The sequence below is a fragment of the Xanthomonas sp. WHRI 10207 genome, from assembly GCF_040202975.1.
Classification (GTDB): Bacteria; Pseudomonadota; Gammaproteobacteria; order Xanthomonadales; family Xanthomonadaceae; genus Xanthomonas.
Genome location: NZ_JBEGDX010000006.1, coordinates 274,637 through 292,530 on the forward strand (window position 1 = coordinate 274,637; position 17,894 = coordinate 292,530).

The window sequence follows — 17,894 nt, forward strand, 5'->3', positions numbered from 1 at the left end:
CTCATGAGCAAGGCGAACGAGCGCAGGCAGGGGATGTCGAGCGTGCGTACGAGTGGTCCGGTGTTGGGAGGCATGTTGTTGCTGCTGGCCGCCTGGTTCGGTTGGAGCAGCTACGCGCAATGGCGTGAGGATGCGGCCGCCCAGAACCTGGCACAGGCACGCGACCGCGCCGTGCAGGACGTCGGCAAGGCGATGGCGGCGCAGGCCACCCAGCTCGATGCCGTGCTCAAGCAGCCGCCGGTGGCCAGTGCGTTGGTCAATGGGGACGCGTTGGCGGCCGCCTCGGCGATCCGCGAGCGCTTCAAGGGCGCCGAGGACGTGCAGGTGCTGCCTGGCGATCTGGCGGCGGCCTATGCCAACCCCAAGGATTTCGGCTATGCGCGGCTGAGTCTGCTCGAATCGGCGTTGGTGGCCGACCGTGCGCAGGTGCATGTGGTGCGCGATGCCAAGCAGGTGCGTCTGGGTGTAGCCGCCGCGGTGCGCCTGGGTGCACAGCCCGCGGTGGCCTATGCGCGGCTGCCGGTGCTGCGCCTGACCGGCCCGCTGGATGCGATCGCGGTGCCCGGCAGCGCCTACCTGGCGTTGCGCCAGGGCAGCTACAACGTGGCCCAGCAGGGCGACGTGAGCTTGGCCGATGCGGCCGAAACACTGGCAAAACCGCTCGGCTCCAGCGGCCTGCGTGTGGCTGCTGCGGTCCCGCAAAGCGATAGCGGGCCACTGGGCCTGGGCGCGCTTGGCTGCGCCATCGTCGCCGCGTTGCTGGTCATCGTCGCCATGTTGCTGGTGCTGGCCAGCCGTGGCCGGGTGGCGCTGCCGCGTCGCCGCGTTGCCGGCGAGTCGGCCACCGACGAACCGACCTTCAGTCAAAGCCTGCAACACGACGCCAGCCTTGCCAGCGACGTGCGCGCGCTGGACGAGGCGACAGCGCCTACGTCGCCGCCGCCGCTGGTACCGGCGGTGCAGATCGCCAGCGAGATGTTCCGCGCCTACGACATCCGCGGCGTGGTCGGTAAAGACCTGAATCCAGGCGTTGCCGCGTTGATCGGCCAATCCATCGGCAGCGTGATGCAGGCGCAGGGCCTGCGCGATGTGGTGGTGGGGCGCGACGGGCGTCTGTCCGGACCGGAGCTGACCAATGGCCTGATCGAAGGCCTGCGGCGCGCAGGCTGCAACGTGACCGACATTGGCCTGGCGCCCACGCCAGTGGTGTATTTCGGCGCCTATGAACTGCGCGCCGGCAGCTGTGTTGCAGTCACCGGCAGCCACAATCCGCCCGACTACAACGGCTTCAAGATCGTGATCGGCGGCGAGACGCTGTCCGGCGCTGCGATCGCCGAGCTGCATCAGCGCATCAACGAAGGCCGCCTGCATACTGCAGCGACGCCGGGTGAGCTGGAACAGCGCGACATCAGCGATGCCTACATCCAGCGCATCGCCGACGACGTACAGCTGGACCGCCCGATCAAGGTGGTGGTGGATGCCGGCAACGGCGCGGCCGGCGAGATTGCGCCGCGTCTGCTGGAGGCCATCGGTGCCGAGGTCGTGCCGCTGTATTGCGATATCGACGGCACTTTCCCCAATCATCACCCCGACCCGAGCGAGCCGCACAACCTCGACGATCTGGTGAAGATGGTGCAGCGCTTCGATGCGGACATCGGCGTGGCCTTCGATGGCGATGCCGACCGTCTGGGTGTGGTCACCAAGGAAGGCAAGGTGGTCTTCCCCGACCGCCTGCTGATGCTGTTCGCCGCCGACGTGCTGCAGCGCAACCCCGGCGCCCTGGTCATCTACGACGTGAAGTGCACCGGCAAGCTGTCGGACTACGTGCTGCGCAACGGCGGCAGCCCGCTGATGTGGAAGACCGGGCATTCGCTGATCAAATCCAAGATGCGCGAAACCGATGCCGAACTGGCCGGTGAGATGAGCGGGCATTTTTTCTTCAAGGAACGCTGGTACGGCTTCGACGACGGCATCTATGCCGCTGCGCGCTTGCTGGAAATCCTGGCCCAGCGCGAGGAAACCCCCTCCGAGGTGCTGGATGCCTTGCCGGAAAGCGTGTCCACCCCGGAGATCAAGGTGCCGGTGGAAGGCGATGCGCATGCGCTGGTGGCGCGCTTTGTCGAGCGCGCGCAAGCCGGTGAAGAGTCGCCCTTCGAATCGGCGCGTTTGTCGACGATCGACGGCCTGCGCGCGGATTTTGTCGATGGCTGGGGCCTGGTCCGTGCGTCCAACACCACGCCGATCCTGGTGCTGCGTTTCGAAGCCGACACCGACGCTGCGTTGGAGCGTATCCGTACGCTGTTCCGCAGCCAATTGCAGGCATTGCTGCCCGAGCACCCGCTGGGGTTCTGAGCCGCGCACGCTGAGGGAAGCGCGCCCACCGCGTGAGTCGCGCTCACGGCCAGCTGGGGTGCCTGATGCGCGGCAGAACCGCCGCGCATCGACTCGGCGCTTGCCGCCGGATATCGAGCGAGCATCCACGATCACGTTTTTGTGCCGCCCACGCTTGCCAGGCGCGCGGCGGCGGCGTCCGGTGCAGGTTGCCGTGCCGCAGCCCGCGCATCGGGCAACAGCCACACCGCGTCCCAGTACGGGTACGCGCCGATCCGCTCCGCCAGGCCGGCACGTAACGGCAGGGCGATCAGGCTGCGGGCGAATTGACGGCAATCGACCTGCAACGCCAGCGCGCTCGCCTCCATCTCCGGTTGCCAGACCGTGCCGCCGCGCCCGCGCGCACGATTGACCGCTTCGCCGGCGGCCTGCCGTGCGGCAGTCGCTGCGTGCAGCACGGTGGGTTTATCTGGCGCCTGCAGCAAGGCGCACCACATCTCTGGCAGCAACACCCAACACAGCACCTGCGCACCAAGCCAGCTGCGTGGCATCGCCAGGATGGCGGCCGCTGCACGCGCGCAGCGCCAGTCCGAAAACAGCGGTACGTGCTGATGTGTGTGCAGACGCAGATGCCAATGCGTTATGGCAGGTGTGGACACGGCAAACGGGCGGTGGAGCAGGGCGCTGGGCATGACCACAGCGTGCCCACGGCCTCAGCGCAGCGACATCGGCCGCCGGCGCGGTCTCAGGTCAGTCAATCGCGTATCGCCATGTCCGGACAAACGCATCGATTGTCGGCGCCGCTGCGGGCACAGCCGGTCGCACAGAACCAAAAGCATCACTTGCAACGACAACAGCATCCACTCAATACGCTAGCGGCTAGCCGCTAGCCAAATCCCAAATCCCAGCCCTCAATGCTCCGCCCGATCCCGCTTCCAGCCGCGATGCTTCACATCCAGATACAGGCTGTAGAACGCGGTAAACGCCGGGAACATGTTCTGTAGCACGCCCACCGAATCCTGCTTGGCCGAGAACACGAAGTAGCTCAGCGTCATCAGGCTGCCGACCACGCTCATGTACCAGAACATCCGCGGAATCACCGGCTTTCCGGCACGCTTGGAGGCGACGAACTGCACCAGCCAACGCCCGCCGAACATCAGCGCGCCCACATAGCCGATCAGCTTCCAGCCGGTGACGTGGATGCCGGTCCAGTACAGCCAGGTCAGCTGCTGGTCGAGAAAGGTCGGTTCCATCAACGCTCCTCCGCCACGGTGCGCTTGCTGCGGGTGATCAGCCACGCCACGCCGCGCAGGTCGCGGATGCCGACCAGCGCGCGATTGAGATTGTTGTACTTGGACACTCCGGCGGTGCGATGGCGGTGGTTGACCGGCACGCTGACCGTGCGCCAGCCGGCGCGCTGCATCAGTGCCGGCAGGTAGCGGTGCATGTGGTCGAAGTAGGGCAGGTCCAGAAACGCCTCGCGCTCGAACAATTTGATGCCGCAGCCGGTGTCGGGCGTGTTGTCCTGCAGCATGCGCGAGCGGATCGCGTTGGCCCACTTGCTGGCCCAGCGCTTGGACCCGGAATCCTGCCGGTTGACCCGCCAGCCGGCGAACAATTTGACCTGCGGCTCGGCCTGGCTACGCGCGATCAACAGCTTGGGGATGTCGGCCGGGTCGTTCTGGCCGTCGCCATCGAGCGTGGCGATCCAGCTGGCGCGCGCGGCCTTGACCCCGCTGCGCACTGCGGTGCTCTGCCCGCTCTGGGTGACGTGGTGCAGCACCCGCAGTTCCGGTGTGGTGGTCTTCAGGCCTTGCAGCACCGACAGGGTGTCGTCGCGCGAATGGTCGTCGACGTAGACGATCTCGAAGGCCACCAGGCCGCGCAAGGCGACGACGATTTCGCCGATCAGGGCTGCGACGTTATCGCGCTCATTGAACACCGGGACGACGACGGAAAGCTGAGGTTGGCTCATGGATTCGTGGTGGCCCGATGATGGCAGAGCAAAAAAGATCGCGCATTGTGCCCTGACCGTCTGAGCCAGGCATGAAGCTGAGGCGCGTTATGTGCAGTGGAGCGCGCGCAAAACGGCCTGTAGCGTTGGCGCAGGCAATCAGCACGGCTATCGAACGGCGCAAGCCTGCATCCGTCGGCGTGCCCCAGGACTCACCACATCGTAGTGTACGAACACACGCAGGGCGCGTGCTGACTGAGTGCTACGCGGCTGCGATGGGCTCAGGCACGCTCGCCGAAGTAGCTGCGGCACCAATCCACGACCTGCGGCAAGCCGCGCTCCACCGGGGTGGCCGGATCGAAGCCGAATGCAGCCTGCGCGCGCTGCGTGTCGGCCATGGTGCGGATCATGTCGCCTGGTTGCATCGGTTTGTAGACCTTTTCGGCCGGGCGGCCCGCGGCCTGGGCGATCACGTCGATGAAATATTCCAGTTCCACCGGGGTGTGGTTGCCCAGGTTGAACACCCGGTGCGGGATCGCCTCGCCGCTGGGGGTGTCCAGCGCGCCCAGCACGCCGGCCACGATATCGGCCACGAAGGTGAAGTCGCGCTGCATCTTGCCGTGGTTGAACACCTCGATCGGACGCCCGGCCAGCACCGCGCGGCTGAAGATCAGCGGCGCCATGTCCGGCCGGCCCCACGGGCCATACACGGTGAAAAAGCGCAGCCCGGTGGCGCGCAAGCCGTACAGCTGCGCATAGGTGTAGCCCATCAATTCGTTGGCCGCCTTGGTGGCCGCGTACAACGAGCGCGGCTGGTCCACGCGCTGGTCTTCGGAAAACGGCGGGGTGGCCGAATCGCCGTAGACCGAGCTGCTGGACGCATACACCAGATGCTGCACACCGCGGTGCCGGCATAGCTCGAGCATGTTGACGAAGCCGACCAGGTTGCTGTCGACATAGGCCGAAGGGTTTTCCAGCGAATAACGCACCCCGGCCTGTGCGGCCAGATGCACCACGCGGGTGGGCTGGATCTCGTCGAACAATGCCGCCAGGCCCTCGCGGTCGGTCAGATCCAGCGTGCGGATATCGATCTGCGGGCACAACGCCGCCACCCGGTCGCGCTTGAGCTGCGGGTCGTAGTAGCTGTTGTAGTTGTCCAGGCCCACCACGTTCTCGCCACGCGCAGCCAGTGCGCGGCAGGTGTAAGCGCCGATGAAACCGGCGGCGCCGGTGACGAGGATGGTCATGGCAGTGGTCCTGAAAACATCAAAGGGAGGCGAGGAAGCCGCGCTCAGAACAGCCCGAAAAAGCGCTTCTTCGCTACATTGCGGCGGCGCAGGTCGATGTTGTCCTGAATCTTGCTGGCATCGAAGCGGTCCAGCAGTGCATCGCTGCCCTGGCTCAGCTTCAACGCCATTTCTTCCGGATACAACGGCACCGCCGTCATGAAGGCGATGGTTTTGTCGGCATCGATGCGCAGATGCGCGAATTCTGGCGGCGCGCTCAGCGGCGGCAGCACGATCGCGCCGTCGAAGGCGACGCCCGGTGCATACGGCTCGGCCGGGTTGCCATTGGGAACGGTATGGCCAAACCCCAGCCAGGTGTCGAATTTGTGCGGCAGCCGCGCCAGGTTCTTGAGCAGGCGGATGGGCCAGTAATGGCGCTCGTCGTCGAAGTCGCGCTGGTCCATCGGCCAATCGGCCGGCAGGCTCAGCATCAGCTCCATGTAGCGCGGCGCCTCCACTCCGTCGGGCAGCGTCATCGGCAGATCGCTCATGCCCGAGGTCACCAGGCGCAGGGACGACGAGTGCGCATTCGGCGGCACGATGTGCACGTCCAGATGCACGGTGTCGGAGAGGATTTCATGAAACACGTTCGCAATCGGCCCGAGGTGCTGCTCGATATGCGCGCTGATCTGCTCGATGCTTTCTTCGCCGCGTGCCGGCTCGAAGTCCTTGGCCTGCACGTGATGCAGGATCGGGCTGCCGGACGGGCTGATCGTCTCGTCGGCGTGGCTCATGGGCGGTGTTTGCCGTCGCTGCTGCTGCCAGTGCCGGTATTGGCGACACGGCGCGCCGGCAGCGGTGCAGTGGCTGGCGTCTCTGCGCGCTCGGCTGCCAACGTTGCCTTGCGCTCGGCGCTGAAGTCCCACCAATTGCGCGCCGGCTCGCCCTGCATGAAGCGCACCAGCGACAGGAACACATCGATCACGCACGGGTCATGGGTGACGCCGGTGCGCAGGCAGAGCTGGGCGTACATGTCGTAGGCATCGCGGCCGTGCAGCTGCGCCGGCATGCGGATGCCGATCCGCTGCAGATCCTTTTCGCAGGCCGGCCCGACGTTGGGCAAGTCGGTCAGGCGCAGCAGATGCGCGCGGTCCACTTTGGCGGGATGCATCGCTAATTCTCCTGCGCTGGCTGCATCACCCCTTGCGGGTGCGCAAGCGTTCCAGCACGCCTTCCAGGGTGTCCAGGTCGGTGTAATGGATCACCAGCTTGCCCTTGCCGCCGCGGCCGTGATTGAACACCACCTTGGTGCCCAGCGATTCGGACAGCTCGGTCTGCAGCGACGCGATATCGGCCTGCGGCGCAGCGGTGACTGGCTTGCCCTTGCGCAGCGAGCCCGGCACCTTGCCGGCGGCGAACTGCTGCGCGCGGTGTTCGACTTCGCGCACCGACCAACCCTGGTCGGCCGCTTCCTGCGCCAGCTTGCTGGCCAGTTCCGGCGCCAGGGTGAGCAGCGCACGCGCATGGCCCATTTCCAGGCGACGGGTTTCCAGCAGCACCCGGATCGCCACCGGCAATTCCAGCAGCCGCAGCAGGTTGGACACCGACGCCCGCGAGCGGCCCACCGCTTCGGCGGCCTCGGCATGGGTCAGCGAAAATTCGTCGATCAACCGCTGCAGCGCCTGCGCTTCTTCCAGCGGGTTGAGGTCTTCGCGCTGGATGTTCTCGATCAGCGCCATCGCGATGACAGTGCGGTCGTCCAGCTCGCGCACCACCACCGGCACTTCGCTCAGCCCGGCCAGCTGCGAGGCGCGCCAGCGGCGTTCGCCGGCCACGATCTCGAACTGCGCCGGCCCCAACGCGCGCGCCACGATCGGCTGGATCACGCCCTGCGCCTTGATCGACTCCGCCAGCTCGGCCAGCTTGACCTCGTCCATCTCGCGGCGCGGCTGGTACTTGCCCGGCTGCAGTTGTCCCACCGGCAACTGGCGCAGGGTGTCGCCCGGCTGCAGCGCGTCTTCGCTGGTTGCGCCAGGTGCCGTTGCTGCTGCTGCGCCCTTCGGTCCCAACAGCGCTTCCAGGCCACGGCCCAGACCGCGCTTCTTTGCCAGGGGCGGCTTGCTCATCAGACGGTCTCCACGGGCCGGACGGCCTTGTTGCGGTCGTTCTGGCGGCGCACGATTTCGCCGGCCAGCCCCAGGTACGCCACGCCACCGCGCGAGGTGCGGTCGTAACCGAGGATGCTCTGGCCATGGCTGGGCGCCTCGGCCAGGCGCACGTTGCGCGGCACGATGGTGCGGAACACCTTGTCGCCAAAATGCTCGGTCAGCTCGGCCGACACCGCATTGGCCAGGTTGTTGCGGATATCGAACATCGTGCGCAGCACGCCTTCGATTTCCAGCGCCGGGTTGAGGTTGGCACGCAGCGCTTCGATGGTTTCCAGCAGCGCGGTCAACCCTTCCAGTGCGTAGTACTCGCACTGCATCGGCACGATGATCGAGTCGGCCGCGGTCAACGCATTGAGCGTCAGCAGCGACAGCGCCGGCGGGCAGTCGATCAGGATGAAGTCGTACTCGTCGCGGATCGGCGCCAGTGCGCGCTTGAGCCGCTGCTCGCGCTCGCCCTGATCCATCAGCTGGATCTCGGCGGCGGTCAGATCGATGTTGCCCGGCAGCAGGTCGAAGCCTTCCGGCGCGGTCACCCGGATCTCGGCAGCGGTGTTCTCGCCCAGCAGCAGATCGCAGGTGGAGGCGGCCACATCGCGCTTGTCGATGCCGCTGCCCATGGTGGCGTTGCCCTGCGAGTCCAGATCCACCAGCAACACACGCTTGGGCGCGCGCGCCAGGCCGGCCGCCAGATTGACTGCCGTCGTGGTCTTGCCGACGCCGCCTTTCTGGTTGGCAATGGCGATGATCCGGGCCATGCGGGAGAGCCTCGTGGGCAAGGAGTAAGACCGGCCATTATGCGGGCAGGGCGTCGGATCGGGAAATGCCGCCCGCAGCGGCGCAGCGGGCGAGCGGGAATGCCGCCTGTGCGGTTCAGCCGGTGGGCGCGGTGGCGCCGGGCGGTTCCTTCATGGCGCGGTAGCGCTGCAGGATGTCGGCGATTTCGCCGTCCAGCGCGGTGCGCTGCTGCTCGAAGCTGGTCTGCAGCCGCAACTGCGCCATCAGTTCTCGATGGCGTTGCTGGATGTCGCCGGCCAGCTTGTCGGCCACTGCCTGGCCGGCCAGCTCACGGTCGCCGGCGGCACGCAACATGCTGACCAGGCCCTCGCGCAGGCTGGTGACATTGAAGCGTGCGGTGTGGATGTTGTTGTCCACGATGGCGATGCGCTCGTTGAACACCCGGCGTAGATCGTCCTCGCTCTGATACGACATCAGCATGGCCTGATCGGTGCGCTGGCGCATCTGCTCGGCGGCCAGGTCGGCCTGGCGCTGTTGCTCATTGGCCGCGGCCGCAGCGCGCTCGTCGCTGCTCATCGCGCGCTGTACCTCGGCGCTGCGCATGCCGCTTTTGACGTTGAATTCGTCGCGCGCCTGATTCACCGCCTCCGGTGGCAGCGTATCGCTGCACACCCGGGCGCCGTTCTGGTTCCAGCAGTACAACTTCTTGGCGGCCGGCTTGTCCTGCGCAGCAACCGGCATGACCATGACAGCCACGGTCACGGCAGCGAGTAACGCCAAACGTCTGTGTTTCGGCATCATCGCAGCCCCCTGTCGCCTGCCGTCAGCCTGTGGTGTCGGTTCCGTAGCGGCCACGATAGGCCAGCAGCGGTTCCCGGTAGCCGACAAGGTCGGCGTTTCCTGCCGCAAAAGCAAGCAGATCGGCCAGGTTGGCCACCGCGATCACCGGGATGCCGGCCTCGGCCGCTACCGCTTGCGCCGCCGAACGGCGGTCCTGCTCGGAGGCGATCTCCTGCCGGTCCAGTGCCACCACGATGCCGGACGGCGTACCGCCAGCGGCGCGGATGATGCCCAGGGCCTCGCGGATCGCGGTGCCGGCGGTGATCACGTCATCGACAATCAGTACTTTGCGCCCGGCCAGCGGCGCGCCGATCAGGGTGCCGCCCTCGCCATGATCCTTGGCTTCCTTGCGGTTGAACGCCAGCGGCAGATCGCGCCCGCGCCCGGCATAGGCACAGGCCAGCGCGGTGGCCAGCGGGATGCCCTTGTAGGCCGGGCCGAACAGCAGGTCGAACTCCACCCCGGCCGCATCGATCGCATCGGCATAGCACTGCGCCAGCTGCGCGGTCTTGACCCCGGAATCGAAGCGCCCGGCGTTGAAGAAGTATGGGCTGAGCCGCCCGGACTTGAGCGTGAACTCGCCAAAGCGCAGGGCATCGGCGCCCAGGGCCAGCTGCAGGAAACGGGTGCGGTGGTCGGTCATTGGACGGGAATGGGGAATAGGGAATGGAGACTCGTAAAGCCTACCCCAGCCGCACAAGGAAGGCTGCCGGTGCGCGATGCGTTTACCATTCCCTATTCCCGACTCCCCATTCCCGGCCCCCAATGCGCATCATCAGTTTCAACGCCAACGGCCTGCGCTCGGCCGCCAGCAAAGGTTTCTTCGAGTGGTTCGCCACCCAGGACGCGGACGTGCTGTGCATCCAGGAAACCAAGGCGCAGGAGCATCAGCTGACCGGGCCGGAATTCCTGCCCGCTGGCTACAAGGCCTGGTTTCGCGATGCCAGCACCAAGAAGGGCTACAGCGGCGTGGCGATCTACGCCAAACAGGCGCCCGACGAAGTGCGCACCGCGCTGGGCTGGCCGGAGTTCGACGAAGAAGGCCGCTATATCGAAGCGCGCTTCGGTAATCTGAGTGTCGTGTCCTTCTATATCCCGTCCGGGTCTTCCGGCGAGCTGCGCCAGGGCTACAAGTTCCAGGTGATGGAATGGCTGCGGCCGATCCTGGACGAGTGGCTGGCCAGTGGTCGTCAGTACGTGCTGTGCGGCGACTGGAACATCGTGCGCTCGGCGCTGGACATCAAGAACTGGAAGTCCAACCAGAAAAATTCCGGCTGCCTGCCGCCCGAGCGCGATTGGCTCAATGGCCTGTGCGCCGACACGGCAAGCGAAGCCAGCGCTGCCGACGGCCGTGGCTGGGTCGACAGCTACCGCGTCCTGCATCCGCAGGGCGAGGACTACACCTGGTGGAGCAATCGCGGCGCGGCGCGCGCCAACAATGTCGGTTGGCGCATCGACTACCAGCTGGTCACCCCCGGCCTGCGCGACGCATTGCGGGCCTGCGCGATCTATCGTGAGCAGCGCTTCTCCGATCACGCGCCGTATATCGTGGATTACGCGCAGTGAATGAGCGCGTGCAGCCGGCCGGCGCTGCGACCGGTAAGGATGGACGGTCGATTGGTTCGGTGCCTGCAACCAACAGAGACATGGCTGCGATGAGGATCGGCATGTGCACAGCGCGTCGCTGCTGGGGTCCGGTCATTGCAGGTATTGCGCATCCCCTCTGGGCCGGCCTGCTTGCCTCCGGGAGCTCGGCCTGCGCGCCGGCCGCTGACAATCCACCGGCCGTATCGCTCGCCAATCGCTTCCACCGGCTGCACGCATGACCAAGCCCGCGCCAAAATACAAAGGGTTGCGCGGCATCCGGCAGGCATTCGCCACCCCATCGGCGGCGACCATGGCGCTGCTGGGTTTCGGCAGCGGGCTGCCATTCCTGCTGATCGCCTCGCAGACGCTGTCGACCCGTCTGCGCGATGTCGGCCTGGACCTGGGCAGCATCGGCCTGATCAGCCTGGCCAGTTTCTTCTACCTGCTCAAATTCCTGTGGGCGCCGCTGATCGACCGCTACGCGTTTCCGCTGACCGCCTTTCTGGGCCGTCGCCGGTCCTGGCTGCTGGTCGCGCAGATCGGCGTGACCATCGGCCTGGTCGCACTGGCGTTTTCGCGGCCGGACCTGAGCGTCACCGGGCTGGTGAGCTGGGTGCTGTTCGCCTCGTTCTGGGGCGCCACCCAGGATTCGGTTGTGGATGCCTATCGCATCGAGATCGCCCCGGAGACCGCACAGGCCGCGTTGGCCGCGACCTACACGCTGGGGTATCGCGTCGGTTTGATCCTGGGCGGCGCGGGTGCGCTGTACATGGCCGAATACCTCGACTGGACCTGGGCCTACCTGGGCATGTCGGCGCTGATGGTGCTGCCGATCACCACCACCCTGGTATGCCGGGAGCCGGACCGCCCCGAAGCCACCGTGGTACGCCGCGTCGACGTTGCGGGTGCGTTCTGGCAGCCCATTTCCAGTTTCTTTTCCAGCAATGGCCTGGCGCTGGGGATTGTGCTGCTGCTATTCGTCGGCCTGTACAAGTTCCCGGACCAGGTGATCGGCGTGATGGCCGGCCCGTTCTATCTGGACTCCGGCTACACCAAGGCCGACATTGCCACCGTCTCCAAGCTGTTCGGTGTCTGGATCGGCATTGCCGGTGCCTTCGCCGGTGGTGCCGCAGTGGCGGCGTTCGGCTTTCGCCGCATGTTGTTGGTGGCCGCGCTGGGAGTAGCGCTGTCCAATCTGGCCTTCCTGCTGATGGCGCACAACCCGGGCAAGCTGTGGGCGTTCTACGCCGCGCTCAGTGCCGACAACCTGTTCCAGGGCTTTGCTGCCACCGTGCTGGTGGCCTTCATGTCGTCGCTGACCGATCGCAACTTCACTGCTACCCAGTACGCACTGCTGGTGTCGCTGGCGAATCTGCCGGGCAAGTTCGCCGGCGGCGTGTCCGGGTTCCTGGTCCAGGCCACCTCATACAGCACTTTCTTCATCCTCAGCGCGCTCACCGTGATTCCCACCCTGGCGCTGCTGGCCTGGCTATGGCCGCGCTTGCTGGCACACGACCGGCGGCCGGATTGAAACGTCCGCCCAGGTTGCCGATGATGCCGGCGGGGCAATCCATCGCACGAGGAAGGGCATGACCGATCTGGTGTTGCGTGATATCGATCCGGTGCTGGTAGACCGCATCCGCCGCATTTCCGTCGCACGCGGCTGGACCCAGCACCAGACCGTCATGCATCTGCTCGAACAAGGCCTGTTCGCCAGCGAGTTCGAAGTCACCGGTGGCCTGCAGCACCCGGAAGTCGATGCCCTGGCCGAAGCCATCGCCGCGCTCAAGGCACTGCCGGCCGGCAACACGCCTTAAGAACGGCTGACAGAACCGGCGCGGACAGTCGTCGGATGGGTGCCGAACGCGTGCTCAGAATCGCAGTTGCGAGTGGTAAGCCAGGCTTGCTAGCACTGCACGCGCCCGCCTGGGGGTTCGCAGTCGTCTTGTTAGCTGCTCTCCGCGGTCACTTTCTACCTGCGCGCCTTGCAAGGTGTTTGTCGTAAAGCTTCAGCTCAATCGATGCATCCAGTTGCGCAGGCCAAGCCAGTCGTCATGCACGCAGTGGCCATGAATTACCGACCATGCATCACTCACTGAGCGCTACGGCTCGATAGCGGCCGGCAAGCTTGCGTGTTTTCAGACCCACCGCGCTGCGTTGGCCTTGGCAACCTGGCGCGTGGCGCCAGCGCGGGCCCCCGGCTTAAGGCGTCAGCGTTGGTCGTGTGGCGATTCACGCCGGATAGATCGCCCCCAGCAGTCGCGGCCCCGCGGCCCCGGTGACCGAAGGCAGATTTGCCGGGCGCCCGGCCAGCAATTCGGCCGCCAGCCATGCAAATCCCATCGCCTCGAGATAATCCGGGTCCAGCCCGTGTCGCGCGCTGGATTCCACCACCACACCCGGCAGCCGCGCCGCCAGCCGTGCCATCAGCACCGGATTGCGCACGCCGCCGCCGCACACCAGCACGCGGCGGGTCTGCGGCTGCAGGCGCAGCAAGGCATCGGCCACGGTAGCGGCAGTGAGCTCGAGCAAGGTGGCCTGCACATCGGCGGCCTGCAGCGTCGCGGTGCCCATCGCCTGCCGCACCCAGGCCAGATGGAAATGTTCGCGCCCAGTGCTCTTGGGCGGCGCCAGCGCAAACCACGGGTCGGCCAGCAACGTCTGCAGCAACGACGCATCCACATTGCCACTGGCAGCAAACGCACCCTCGGCGTCGAACGCCGTGCCGCGATGGTGCAGGCACCAGCTATCCAGCAACGCATTGGCCGGGCCGGTATCGAAGCCCAGCACTGTGCCATCGCGCGGAATCAAGGTCAGGTTGCCGATCCCGCCCAGATTGAGCACGGCGCGGTCTTCATCGCCAGCCCCCAGCATCGCCAGATGAAACGCCGGCATCAGCGGCGCGCCCTGGCCCCCGGCCGCCACATCGCGGCAGCGGAAGTCGGCCGCCGTGGTGATCCCGGTGTGCTCGGCAATCCGGCTCGCATCGCCGATCTGCCAGGTAAAGGCTGGGTCGCCGGTCGGCCGATGGCGAATGGTCTGCCCATGCGAGCCGATTGCGCGGATGTGCTGTCGCGCGATGCCACAGGTGTCGATCAATTGATTGGCCGCGTCCGCGAAGGCCAGGCCTACCTGCGCATCCAGCTGGCCCAGCGCATCGATGGCGATGGTCTCGGCGCCCTGGCCCAGCGCCACCAACGTCTCGCGCAGCTGCGGTGCCCACGGCACTGTCATGCCTGCCACCAGTTCGCAACGACAGTGGCGGTCATCGGCAAACCGCACCAGCGCAGCATCGATGCCATCGGCGCTGGTGCCCGACATCAGGCCCAGATACAGCGGGGAATTTTCGTGTTCCAGAACAGTCATGCCAGAGCCAATTGCGCAGCGGTCACCCAGCTTGTGCAGCTCAGGGAGGCCAGTCAACTGGCTGGTCGATGGGCTGGCCCGGAAGGGCGGTGACCCTTACAAGCGAAGGCCGCCAGTCGCCGAGAATTCACGCGACCATCTAGAGAGCGACGAACAAAGCGTCGCGAGCAATCGTCAGGTGGGGATGGACGACGCGGAAAAACCGGAGTGTACGAGGGTGAGCTGCTGCACCGAGCACCGTCCGCGCCCGTCTGTTGGCTGCAACGTAGCTTTGTCAGCTGCTGTCAATGCGCCGCTGACGTCTTCACCGCCTTCGCTGATTGCAACAGTTTGCTGACGTGCTGACGTGCTGACGTGCTGGTCGGCGCGGCCACGCGTGCCGACCACGGGTACTGCCAAGAGCGCCCCGCAGAGCTCAAGCGAACTCGCGCAACTGCAGTCGCTCGGCACGGCGGCACGCGGACCAGTGCGACCCGCACCGATTAATGCTCGCCACGTTCCTCAGCCGCGCGATTTGCTCTTGGCGGGTCTGTTGGCATCGGCATAGATCATCTTTTCCATGCCTTCGATGCGCGCCATGGCCGGTGCGGTCTGTGCACGGAAGGCGGCCAGTTCGGCGCCCTGCAGCGGCTCCGGCGGCGGCATCGTCACCGACATCGGGTTGCGCTGCTGCCCGGCGACGCGGAATTCGTAATGCAGATGCGGGCCGGTGGCCAGGCCGGTCATGCCGACATAGCCAATCACCGTGCCCTGATTGATGCGCTGGCCGGCCTTGACCTTGCCGAAGCGCGACATGTGTCCGTACAGCGTGCTGTAGTTCTTGCCGTGATCCAGGATCACGACATTGCCGTAGCCGCGCTGGGTGCCGACGAACACCACCCGCGCATCGCCGGCCGCCATGATCGGCGTGCCCGACGCGGCCGCGTAATCCACACCTTTATGCATGCGCATCGTGCCCAGCACCGGATGCTTGCGCGCACCGAAGGTGGAGCTGATGCGGCTATACGCCACCGGCATGCGGATAAAGCTCTTCTTCAACGGCCGGCCGGTGATGTCGTAATACTCGGCCGGCTTGCCGGCGCGCTCGAAGCGGAATCCGGTGTAGGTCTTGCCGCCGGTGGTGAAGGTCGCCGCCAGGATGTCGCCGGTGTTGATCCGCTCGCCCTCGCGCCAGGTTTCATCCATCACCACGCTGAAACGGTCGCCCGGCTGCAGATCCTTATCGAAGTCGATGTCGTACTTGAAGATCTCGTCGGTCATGATCGCCACCGCAGCTGGCGACAGCCCGGACTTGCCGGCCGAGGCGGACAGCGAACTGGTGATCTCACCGCTGGCCACCACGGTGCGCGTGGTCGTCGCGCGCTCCGTCACCTTTTCGCGCACGCTGTCGCCCAATAGACGCAATTCCACCCGATGGCTGTCGTCGCGATCAAAGCGCAGCGCCCGTAACTCACCCGGCGTCGGCAGATCGAACGCAATCTCGGTACCCGGGCGCAGCTTGGTCAGCGCCTCCTTGGTACCCGGATGCGCCAGCACCTGATACATCACCGCGGTCGGGATTCCCAACTCCCCGAACAAGGTGCTCAGCGTCTGTCCCGACTTGACCTGCAGGATTTCCCACTCGGTGCTCGGCGCCAGCTGCTTGCGGCTAGGCACCAGCGGAGGCAGTGGCAATGCCAGCGTGGAATGGCTGGAGAGCGGGGTGTCGATGGCATTGGAGAAACCCGGCACGATCGTGGCCACCATCGCGCCGATGGTCGCGAACAGGCTGGCGTGGATCCAGTGACGGCGCGTCCAACGGTCGTTGAACGCGGCCGGGAGGTGCTGCTTGAGCTTGCGATGCAGTGCAGTGTCGTGGAGGACGTGGAGGCGTTCTTGAAAGCGCCGCTTGCGTGCACGGCCCTGCTCTGAGTTCTGCATCGTTGGATTTCCTCGCTGGCTCGAAGTGCGAGCCCAATCGCCGGTACCATAGACAGCCTGTAACAGCGCGTCAAACCATTGAGCCTGTTCATTATTTTCACTTGGCGCGGAATTAACCCGCGTTTAACATCATTCACGTTGTTGACGGCAAACGCCGCTGGAGTCTGTGGTTGGCCACTATCGAAGAATCCCTCGCACTCATTGGCCGTGGCGCCGACGAGATTCTCAAGCTCGATCAGCTTGAAGCCCGCCTGACGTCGGGCGTCCCGCTGCGGGTAAAGGCCGGCTTCGACCCCACGGCGCCGGATCTGCACCTGGGCCACACCGTGTTGCTCAACAAGATGCGGCAATTTCAGGAGCTGGGTCACCAGGTCATCTTTCTGATCGGCGATTTCACCGGCATGATCGGCGACCCGAGCGGCAAGAACGTCACCCGCAAACCGCTCAGTCGCGACGATGTGCTGGCCAATGCCCGCACCTATGAAGAGCAGGTCTTCAAGATCCTGGACCGCGAGCGCACCGAAGTACGCTTTAACTCCGAGTGGTTCGGTCAGATGAGCGCCGCCGACATGATCAAGCTGTCCGCCCAGCACACCGTGGCGCGCATGCTCGAGCGCGACGATTTCGCCAAGCGCTTCGCCGGCCAGCAGCCGATCGCCATCCATGAGTTCCTCTATCCATTGGTGCAAGGCTACGACTCGGTGGCGTTGAAGGCCGACGTCGAGCTGGGCGGCACCGATCAGAAGTTCAACCTGTTGATGGGCCGTGGTCTGCAGGAGCATTACGGCCAGGCACCGCAGGTTGTGCTGACCATGCCGTTGCTGGAAGGGCTGGACGGCGTCGCCAAGATGTCCAAGTCACTGGGCAACTACATCGGTATCAATGAGCCGGCGATCGATATCGTCACCAAGACCATGAAGATCGGCGACGAGCTGACCTGGCGTTGGATCGATCTGTTGTCCTTCGACATCGGCGTGGCCGAAGCGGCACGCCTGAAAGAGCAGGTCGCCTCCGGTGAACTGCATCCGCGCGATGTCAAATTGCGCTTGGCCCGCGAACTGACGACGCGTTTCCACGATGCGGCGACAGCCGAACAGGCCATCGCCGGCTGGCACGCCGTGGTCACAGGGCAGGGCGACACCAGCCTGCTGCCGCTGCAGGAGGTCGTGGTCCCGGCGGAAGGACTGCGGATCGCCAGCCTGCTGACGGCTGCCGGGCTTACGCCGAGCAACTCAGAGGCCAATCGCAAGCTCAAGGAGCGCGCGGTCAAGATCGACGGCGAGGTGATCGAGGATGCCGGCCGCGTCTTCGGCCCAGGATTCGAAGCCGTCATCCAGGTGGGCAAGCGCAATTTCGCCAGGGTGTTGCTGGTCGCTGCGTGAGCCGGTTGCAGCGTTGCTGCACAGCCGCAACATTGGGTCGCTGTCGCAACACTCTATATAAGAGGGTCGCGACCCATGCGTTGCCCTTCAACGTGTCCTGCGAGATCAAACGAGTGCCAGCGCAAGTATTTGGCAATCCCGTGAAATTTTTTTCACGAAAGGCTTCCCAAAATTGTTTCGTAGGCATATAGTTCGCCTCCCCCGACGCAACGGACTCCGCAAACGCGGAACCAGAGCGAAAGGGTTCGAAAATTCCCTGAAATTAGGGTGTTGACGAAACGGAAAAGCCGGCTATGATGGGCGGCTCGCTACACGGAAAGACGCTACGGCGGATTGAAGTGCAGCGGCGGCAACTTCCTCTTCACGAGGGGTTGACGGAGATGAA

16 protein-coding genes, 1 other RNA gene and 1 pseudogene are annotated in these 17,894 nt (G+C 65.6%); 5 read left to right on the forward strand and 13 right to left on the reverse strand.

The genetic code is table 11. The features are described from left to right. Window positions 1-3: 3 nt before the first annotated feature. Window positions 4-2,352 (forward strand): phosphomannomutase/phosphoglucomutase, encoded by a 2,349-nt coding sequence (locus ABQU90_RS19035; RefSeq protein WP_323523535.1) that lies wholly within the window; start codon window positions 4-6, stop codon window positions 2,350-2,352. 131 nt (window positions 2,353-2,483) lie between these two features. On the opposite strand, the gene ABQU90_RS19040 is transcribed toward ABQU90_RS19035, so the two are convergent. From ABQU90_RS19040 to pyrE, 10 genes and pseudogenes are all read right to left on the reverse strand, one after another. Then, window positions 2,484-3,023, reverse strand: a complete 540-nt coding sequence (locus ABQU90_RS19040) for a hypothetical protein (protein WP_323523536.1) — start codon at window positions 3,021-3,023, stop codon at window positions 2,484-2,486. 219 nt (window positions 3,024-3,242) lie between these two features. Next, complete coding sequence (locus ABQU90_RS19045) at window positions 3,243-3,584, reverse strand: lipid-A-disaccharide synthase N-terminal domain-containing protein (RefSeq protein WP_055847392.1); 342 nt, start codon at window positions 3,582-3,584, stop codon at window positions 3,243-3,245. Then, entirely contained in the window at window positions 3,584-4,306 is a 723-nt protein-coding gene (locus tag ABQU90_RS19050) for a glycosyltransferase family 2 protein (RefSeq protein WP_323523537.1), read from the reverse strand. The genes ABQU90_RS19045 and ABQU90_RS19050 overlap by 1 nt, the downstream gene beginning before the upstream one ends. 260 nt (window positions 4,307-4,566) lie before the next feature. Continuing rightward, window positions 4,567-5,532 (reverse strand): SDR family NAD(P)-dependent oxidoreductase, encoded by a 966-nt coding sequence (locus ABQU90_RS19055; RefSeq protein WP_323518038.1) that lies wholly within the window; start codon window positions 5,530-5,532, stop codon window positions 4,567-4,569. A 44-nt stretch (window positions 5,533-5,576) separates the two neighbouring features. Continuing rightward, window positions 5,577-6,305 (reverse strand): suppressor of fused domain protein, encoded by a 729-nt coding sequence (locus ABQU90_RS19060; protein ID WP_323523538.1) that lies wholly within the window; start codon window positions 6,303-6,305, stop codon window positions 5,577-5,579. An 89-nt stretch (window positions 6,306-6,394) separates the two neighbouring features. Further along, window positions 6,395-6,682: pseudogene (locus ABQU90_RS19065) on the reverse strand (helix-hairpin-helix domain-containing protein); the annotation flags it as partial. Between the two features lie 25 nt (window positions 6,683-6,707). Then, window positions 6,708-7,637, reverse strand: a complete 930-nt coding sequence (locus tag ABQU90_RS19070; RefSeq protein WP_055847405.1) for a ParB/RepB/Spo0J family partition protein — start codon at window positions 7,635-7,637, stop codon at window positions 6,708-6,710. Then, the gene (locus ABQU90_RS19075; RefSeq protein WP_055847409.1) at window positions 7,637-8,434 is read right to left on the reverse strand and encodes a ParA family protein; all 798 of its coding nucleotides are present in this window, start codon (window positions 8,432-8,434) and stop codon (window positions 7,637-7,639) included. Before ABQU90_RS19075 ends, ABQU90_RS19070 begins: the two co-directional genes overlap by 1 nt. 115 nt (window positions 8,435-8,549) lie before the next feature. Continuing rightward, complete coding sequence (locus tag ABQU90_RS19080; protein WP_407078787.1) at window positions 8,550-9,215, reverse strand: hypothetical protein; 666 nt, start codon at window positions 9,213-9,215, stop codon at window positions 8,550-8,552. A 22-nt stretch (window positions 9,216-9,237) separates the two neighbouring features. Continuing rightward, window positions 9,238-9,897, reverse strand: coding sequence for an orotate phosphoribosyltransferase (gene pyrE, locus ABQU90_RS19085; protein ID WP_055847413.1), 660 nt, complete (start codon window positions 9,895-9,897; stop codon window positions 9,238-9,240). A 122-nt stretch (window positions 9,898-10,019) separates the two neighbouring features. On the opposite strand from pyrE, the gene ABQU90_RS19090 reads away from it, so the two are divergent. The 3 genes from ABQU90_RS19090 to ABQU90_RS19100 all read left to right on the forward strand — a co-directional run bounded on the left by ABQU90_RS19090 (window position 10,020) and on the right by ABQU90_RS19100 (window position 12,658). Continuing rightward, window positions 10,020-10,820: an exodeoxyribonuclease III gene (locus ABQU90_RS19090; RefSeq protein WP_323523540.1), complete on the forward strand. Its 801-nt coding sequence runs from the start codon at window positions 10,020-10,022 to the stop codon at window positions 10,818-10,820. 256 nt (window positions 10,821-11,076) lie between these two features. Continuing rightward, window positions 11,077-12,372: an AmpG family muropeptide MFS transporter gene (locus ABQU90_RS19095; RefSeq protein WP_323523541.1), complete on the forward strand. Its 1,296-nt coding sequence runs from the start codon at window positions 11,077-11,079 to the stop codon at window positions 12,370-12,372. Window positions 12,373-12,430: 58 nt separating this feature from the next. Then, window positions 12,431-12,658 carry a hypothetical protein gene (locus ABQU90_RS19100; protein ID WP_055847421.1) on the forward strand — a complete coding sequence of 76 codons (228 nt, stop codon included), beginning with the start codon at window positions 12,431-12,433 and terminating at the stop codon, window positions 12,656-12,658. Window positions 12,659-13,073: 415 nt separating this feature from the next. On the opposite strand, the gene ABQU90_RS19105 is transcribed toward ABQU90_RS19100, so the two are convergent. The 3 genes from ABQU90_RS19105 to ABQU90_RS19115 all read right to left on the reverse strand — a co-directional run bounded on the left by ABQU90_RS19105 (window position 13,074) and on the right by ABQU90_RS19115 (window position 16,127). Continuing rightward, entirely contained in the window at window positions 13,074-14,207 is a 1,134-nt protein-coding gene (locus ABQU90_RS19105; protein WP_323523542.1) for an anhydro-N-acetylmuramic acid kinase, read from the reverse strand. 148 nt (window positions 14,208-14,355) lie between these two features. Beyond that, window positions 14,356-14,440: non-coding RNA, sX9 sRNA (locus ABQU90_RS19110), on the reverse strand. Window positions 14,441-14,708: 268 nt separating this feature from the next. After that, the gene (locus ABQU90_RS19115; RefSeq protein WP_323523543.1) at window positions 14,709-16,127 is read right to left on the reverse strand and encodes a M23 family metallopeptidase; all 1,419 of its coding nucleotides are present in this window, start codon (window positions 16,125-16,127) and stop codon (window positions 14,709-14,711) included. A gap of 170 nt (window positions 16,128-16,297) precedes the next feature. Between ABQU90_RS19115 and tyrS the strand changes: the two genes are divergently transcribed. Next, complete coding sequence (tyrS, locus tag ABQU90_RS19120) at window positions 16,298-17,509, forward strand: tyrosine--tRNA ligase (RefSeq protein WP_115514118.1); 1,212 nt, start codon at window positions 16,298-16,300, stop codon at window positions 17,507-17,509. Window positions 17,510-17,894 lie beyond the last annotated feature (385 nt).

Bases quoted from the DNA above. Each gene is read 5' to 3' on its own strand.
- ABQU90_RS19115 (WP_323523543.1), bottom strand. From the start codon at position 16,127: ATGCAGAACTCAGAGCAGGGCCGTGCACGCAAGCGGCGCTTTCAAGAA.
- ABQU90_RS19040 (WP_323523536.1), bottom strand. From the start codon at position 3,023: ATGCCCAGCGCCCTGCTCCACCGCCCGTTTGCCGTGTCCACACCTGCC.
- ABQU90_RS19045 (WP_055847392.1), bottom strand. From the start codon at position 3,584: ATGGAACCGACCTTTCTCGACCAGCAGCTGACCTGGCTGTACTGGACC.
- ABQU90_RS19105 (WP_323523542.1), bottom strand. From the start codon at position 14,207: ATGACTGTTCTGGAACACGAAAATTCCCCGCTGTATCTGGGCCTGATG.
- ABQU90_RS19035 (WP_323523535.1), top strand. From the start codon at position 4: ATGAGCAAGGCGAACGAGCGCAGGCAGGGGATGTCGAGCGTGCGTACG.
- ABQU90_RS19070 (WP_055847405.1), bottom strand. From the start codon at position 7,637: ATGAGCAAGCCGCCCCTGGCAAAGAAGCGCGGTCTGGGCCGTGGCCTG.
- ABQU90_RS19100 (WP_055847421.1), top strand. From the start codon at position 12,431: ATGACCGATCTGGTGTTGCGTGATATCGATCCGGTGCTGGTAGACCGC.
- ABQU90_RS19080 (WP_407078787.1), bottom strand. From the start codon at position 9,215: ATGATGCCGAAACACAGACGTTTGGCGTTACTCGCTGCCGTGACCGTG.
- ABQU90_RS19095 (WP_323523541.1), top strand. From the start codon at position 11,077: ATGACCAAGCCCGCGCCAAAATACAAAGGGTTGCGCGGCATCCGGCAG.
- ABQU90_RS19060 (WP_323523538.1), bottom strand. From the start codon at position 6,305: ATGAGCCACGCCGACGAGACGATCAGCCCGTCCGGCAGCCCGATCCTG.
- ABQU90_RS19050 (WP_323523537.1), bottom strand. From the start codon at position 4,306: ATGAGCCAACCTCAGCTTTCCGTCGTCGTCCCGGTGTTCAATGAGCGC.
- ABQU90_RS19055 (WP_323518038.1), bottom strand. From the start codon at position 5,532: ATGACCATCCTCGTCACCGGCGCCGCCGGTTTCATCGGCGCTTACACC.
- ABQU90_RS19090 (WP_323523540.1), top strand. From the start codon at position 10,020: ATGCGCATCATCAGTTTCAACGCCAACGGCCTGCGCTCGGCCGCCAGC.
- ABQU90_RS19075 (WP_055847409.1), bottom strand. From the start codon at position 8,434: ATGGCCCGGATCATCGCCATTGCCAACCAGAAAGGCGGCGTCGGCAAG.
- pyrE (WP_055847413.1), bottom strand. From the start codon at position 9,897: ATGACCGACCACCGCACCCGTTTCCTGCAGCTGGCCCTGGGCGCCGAT.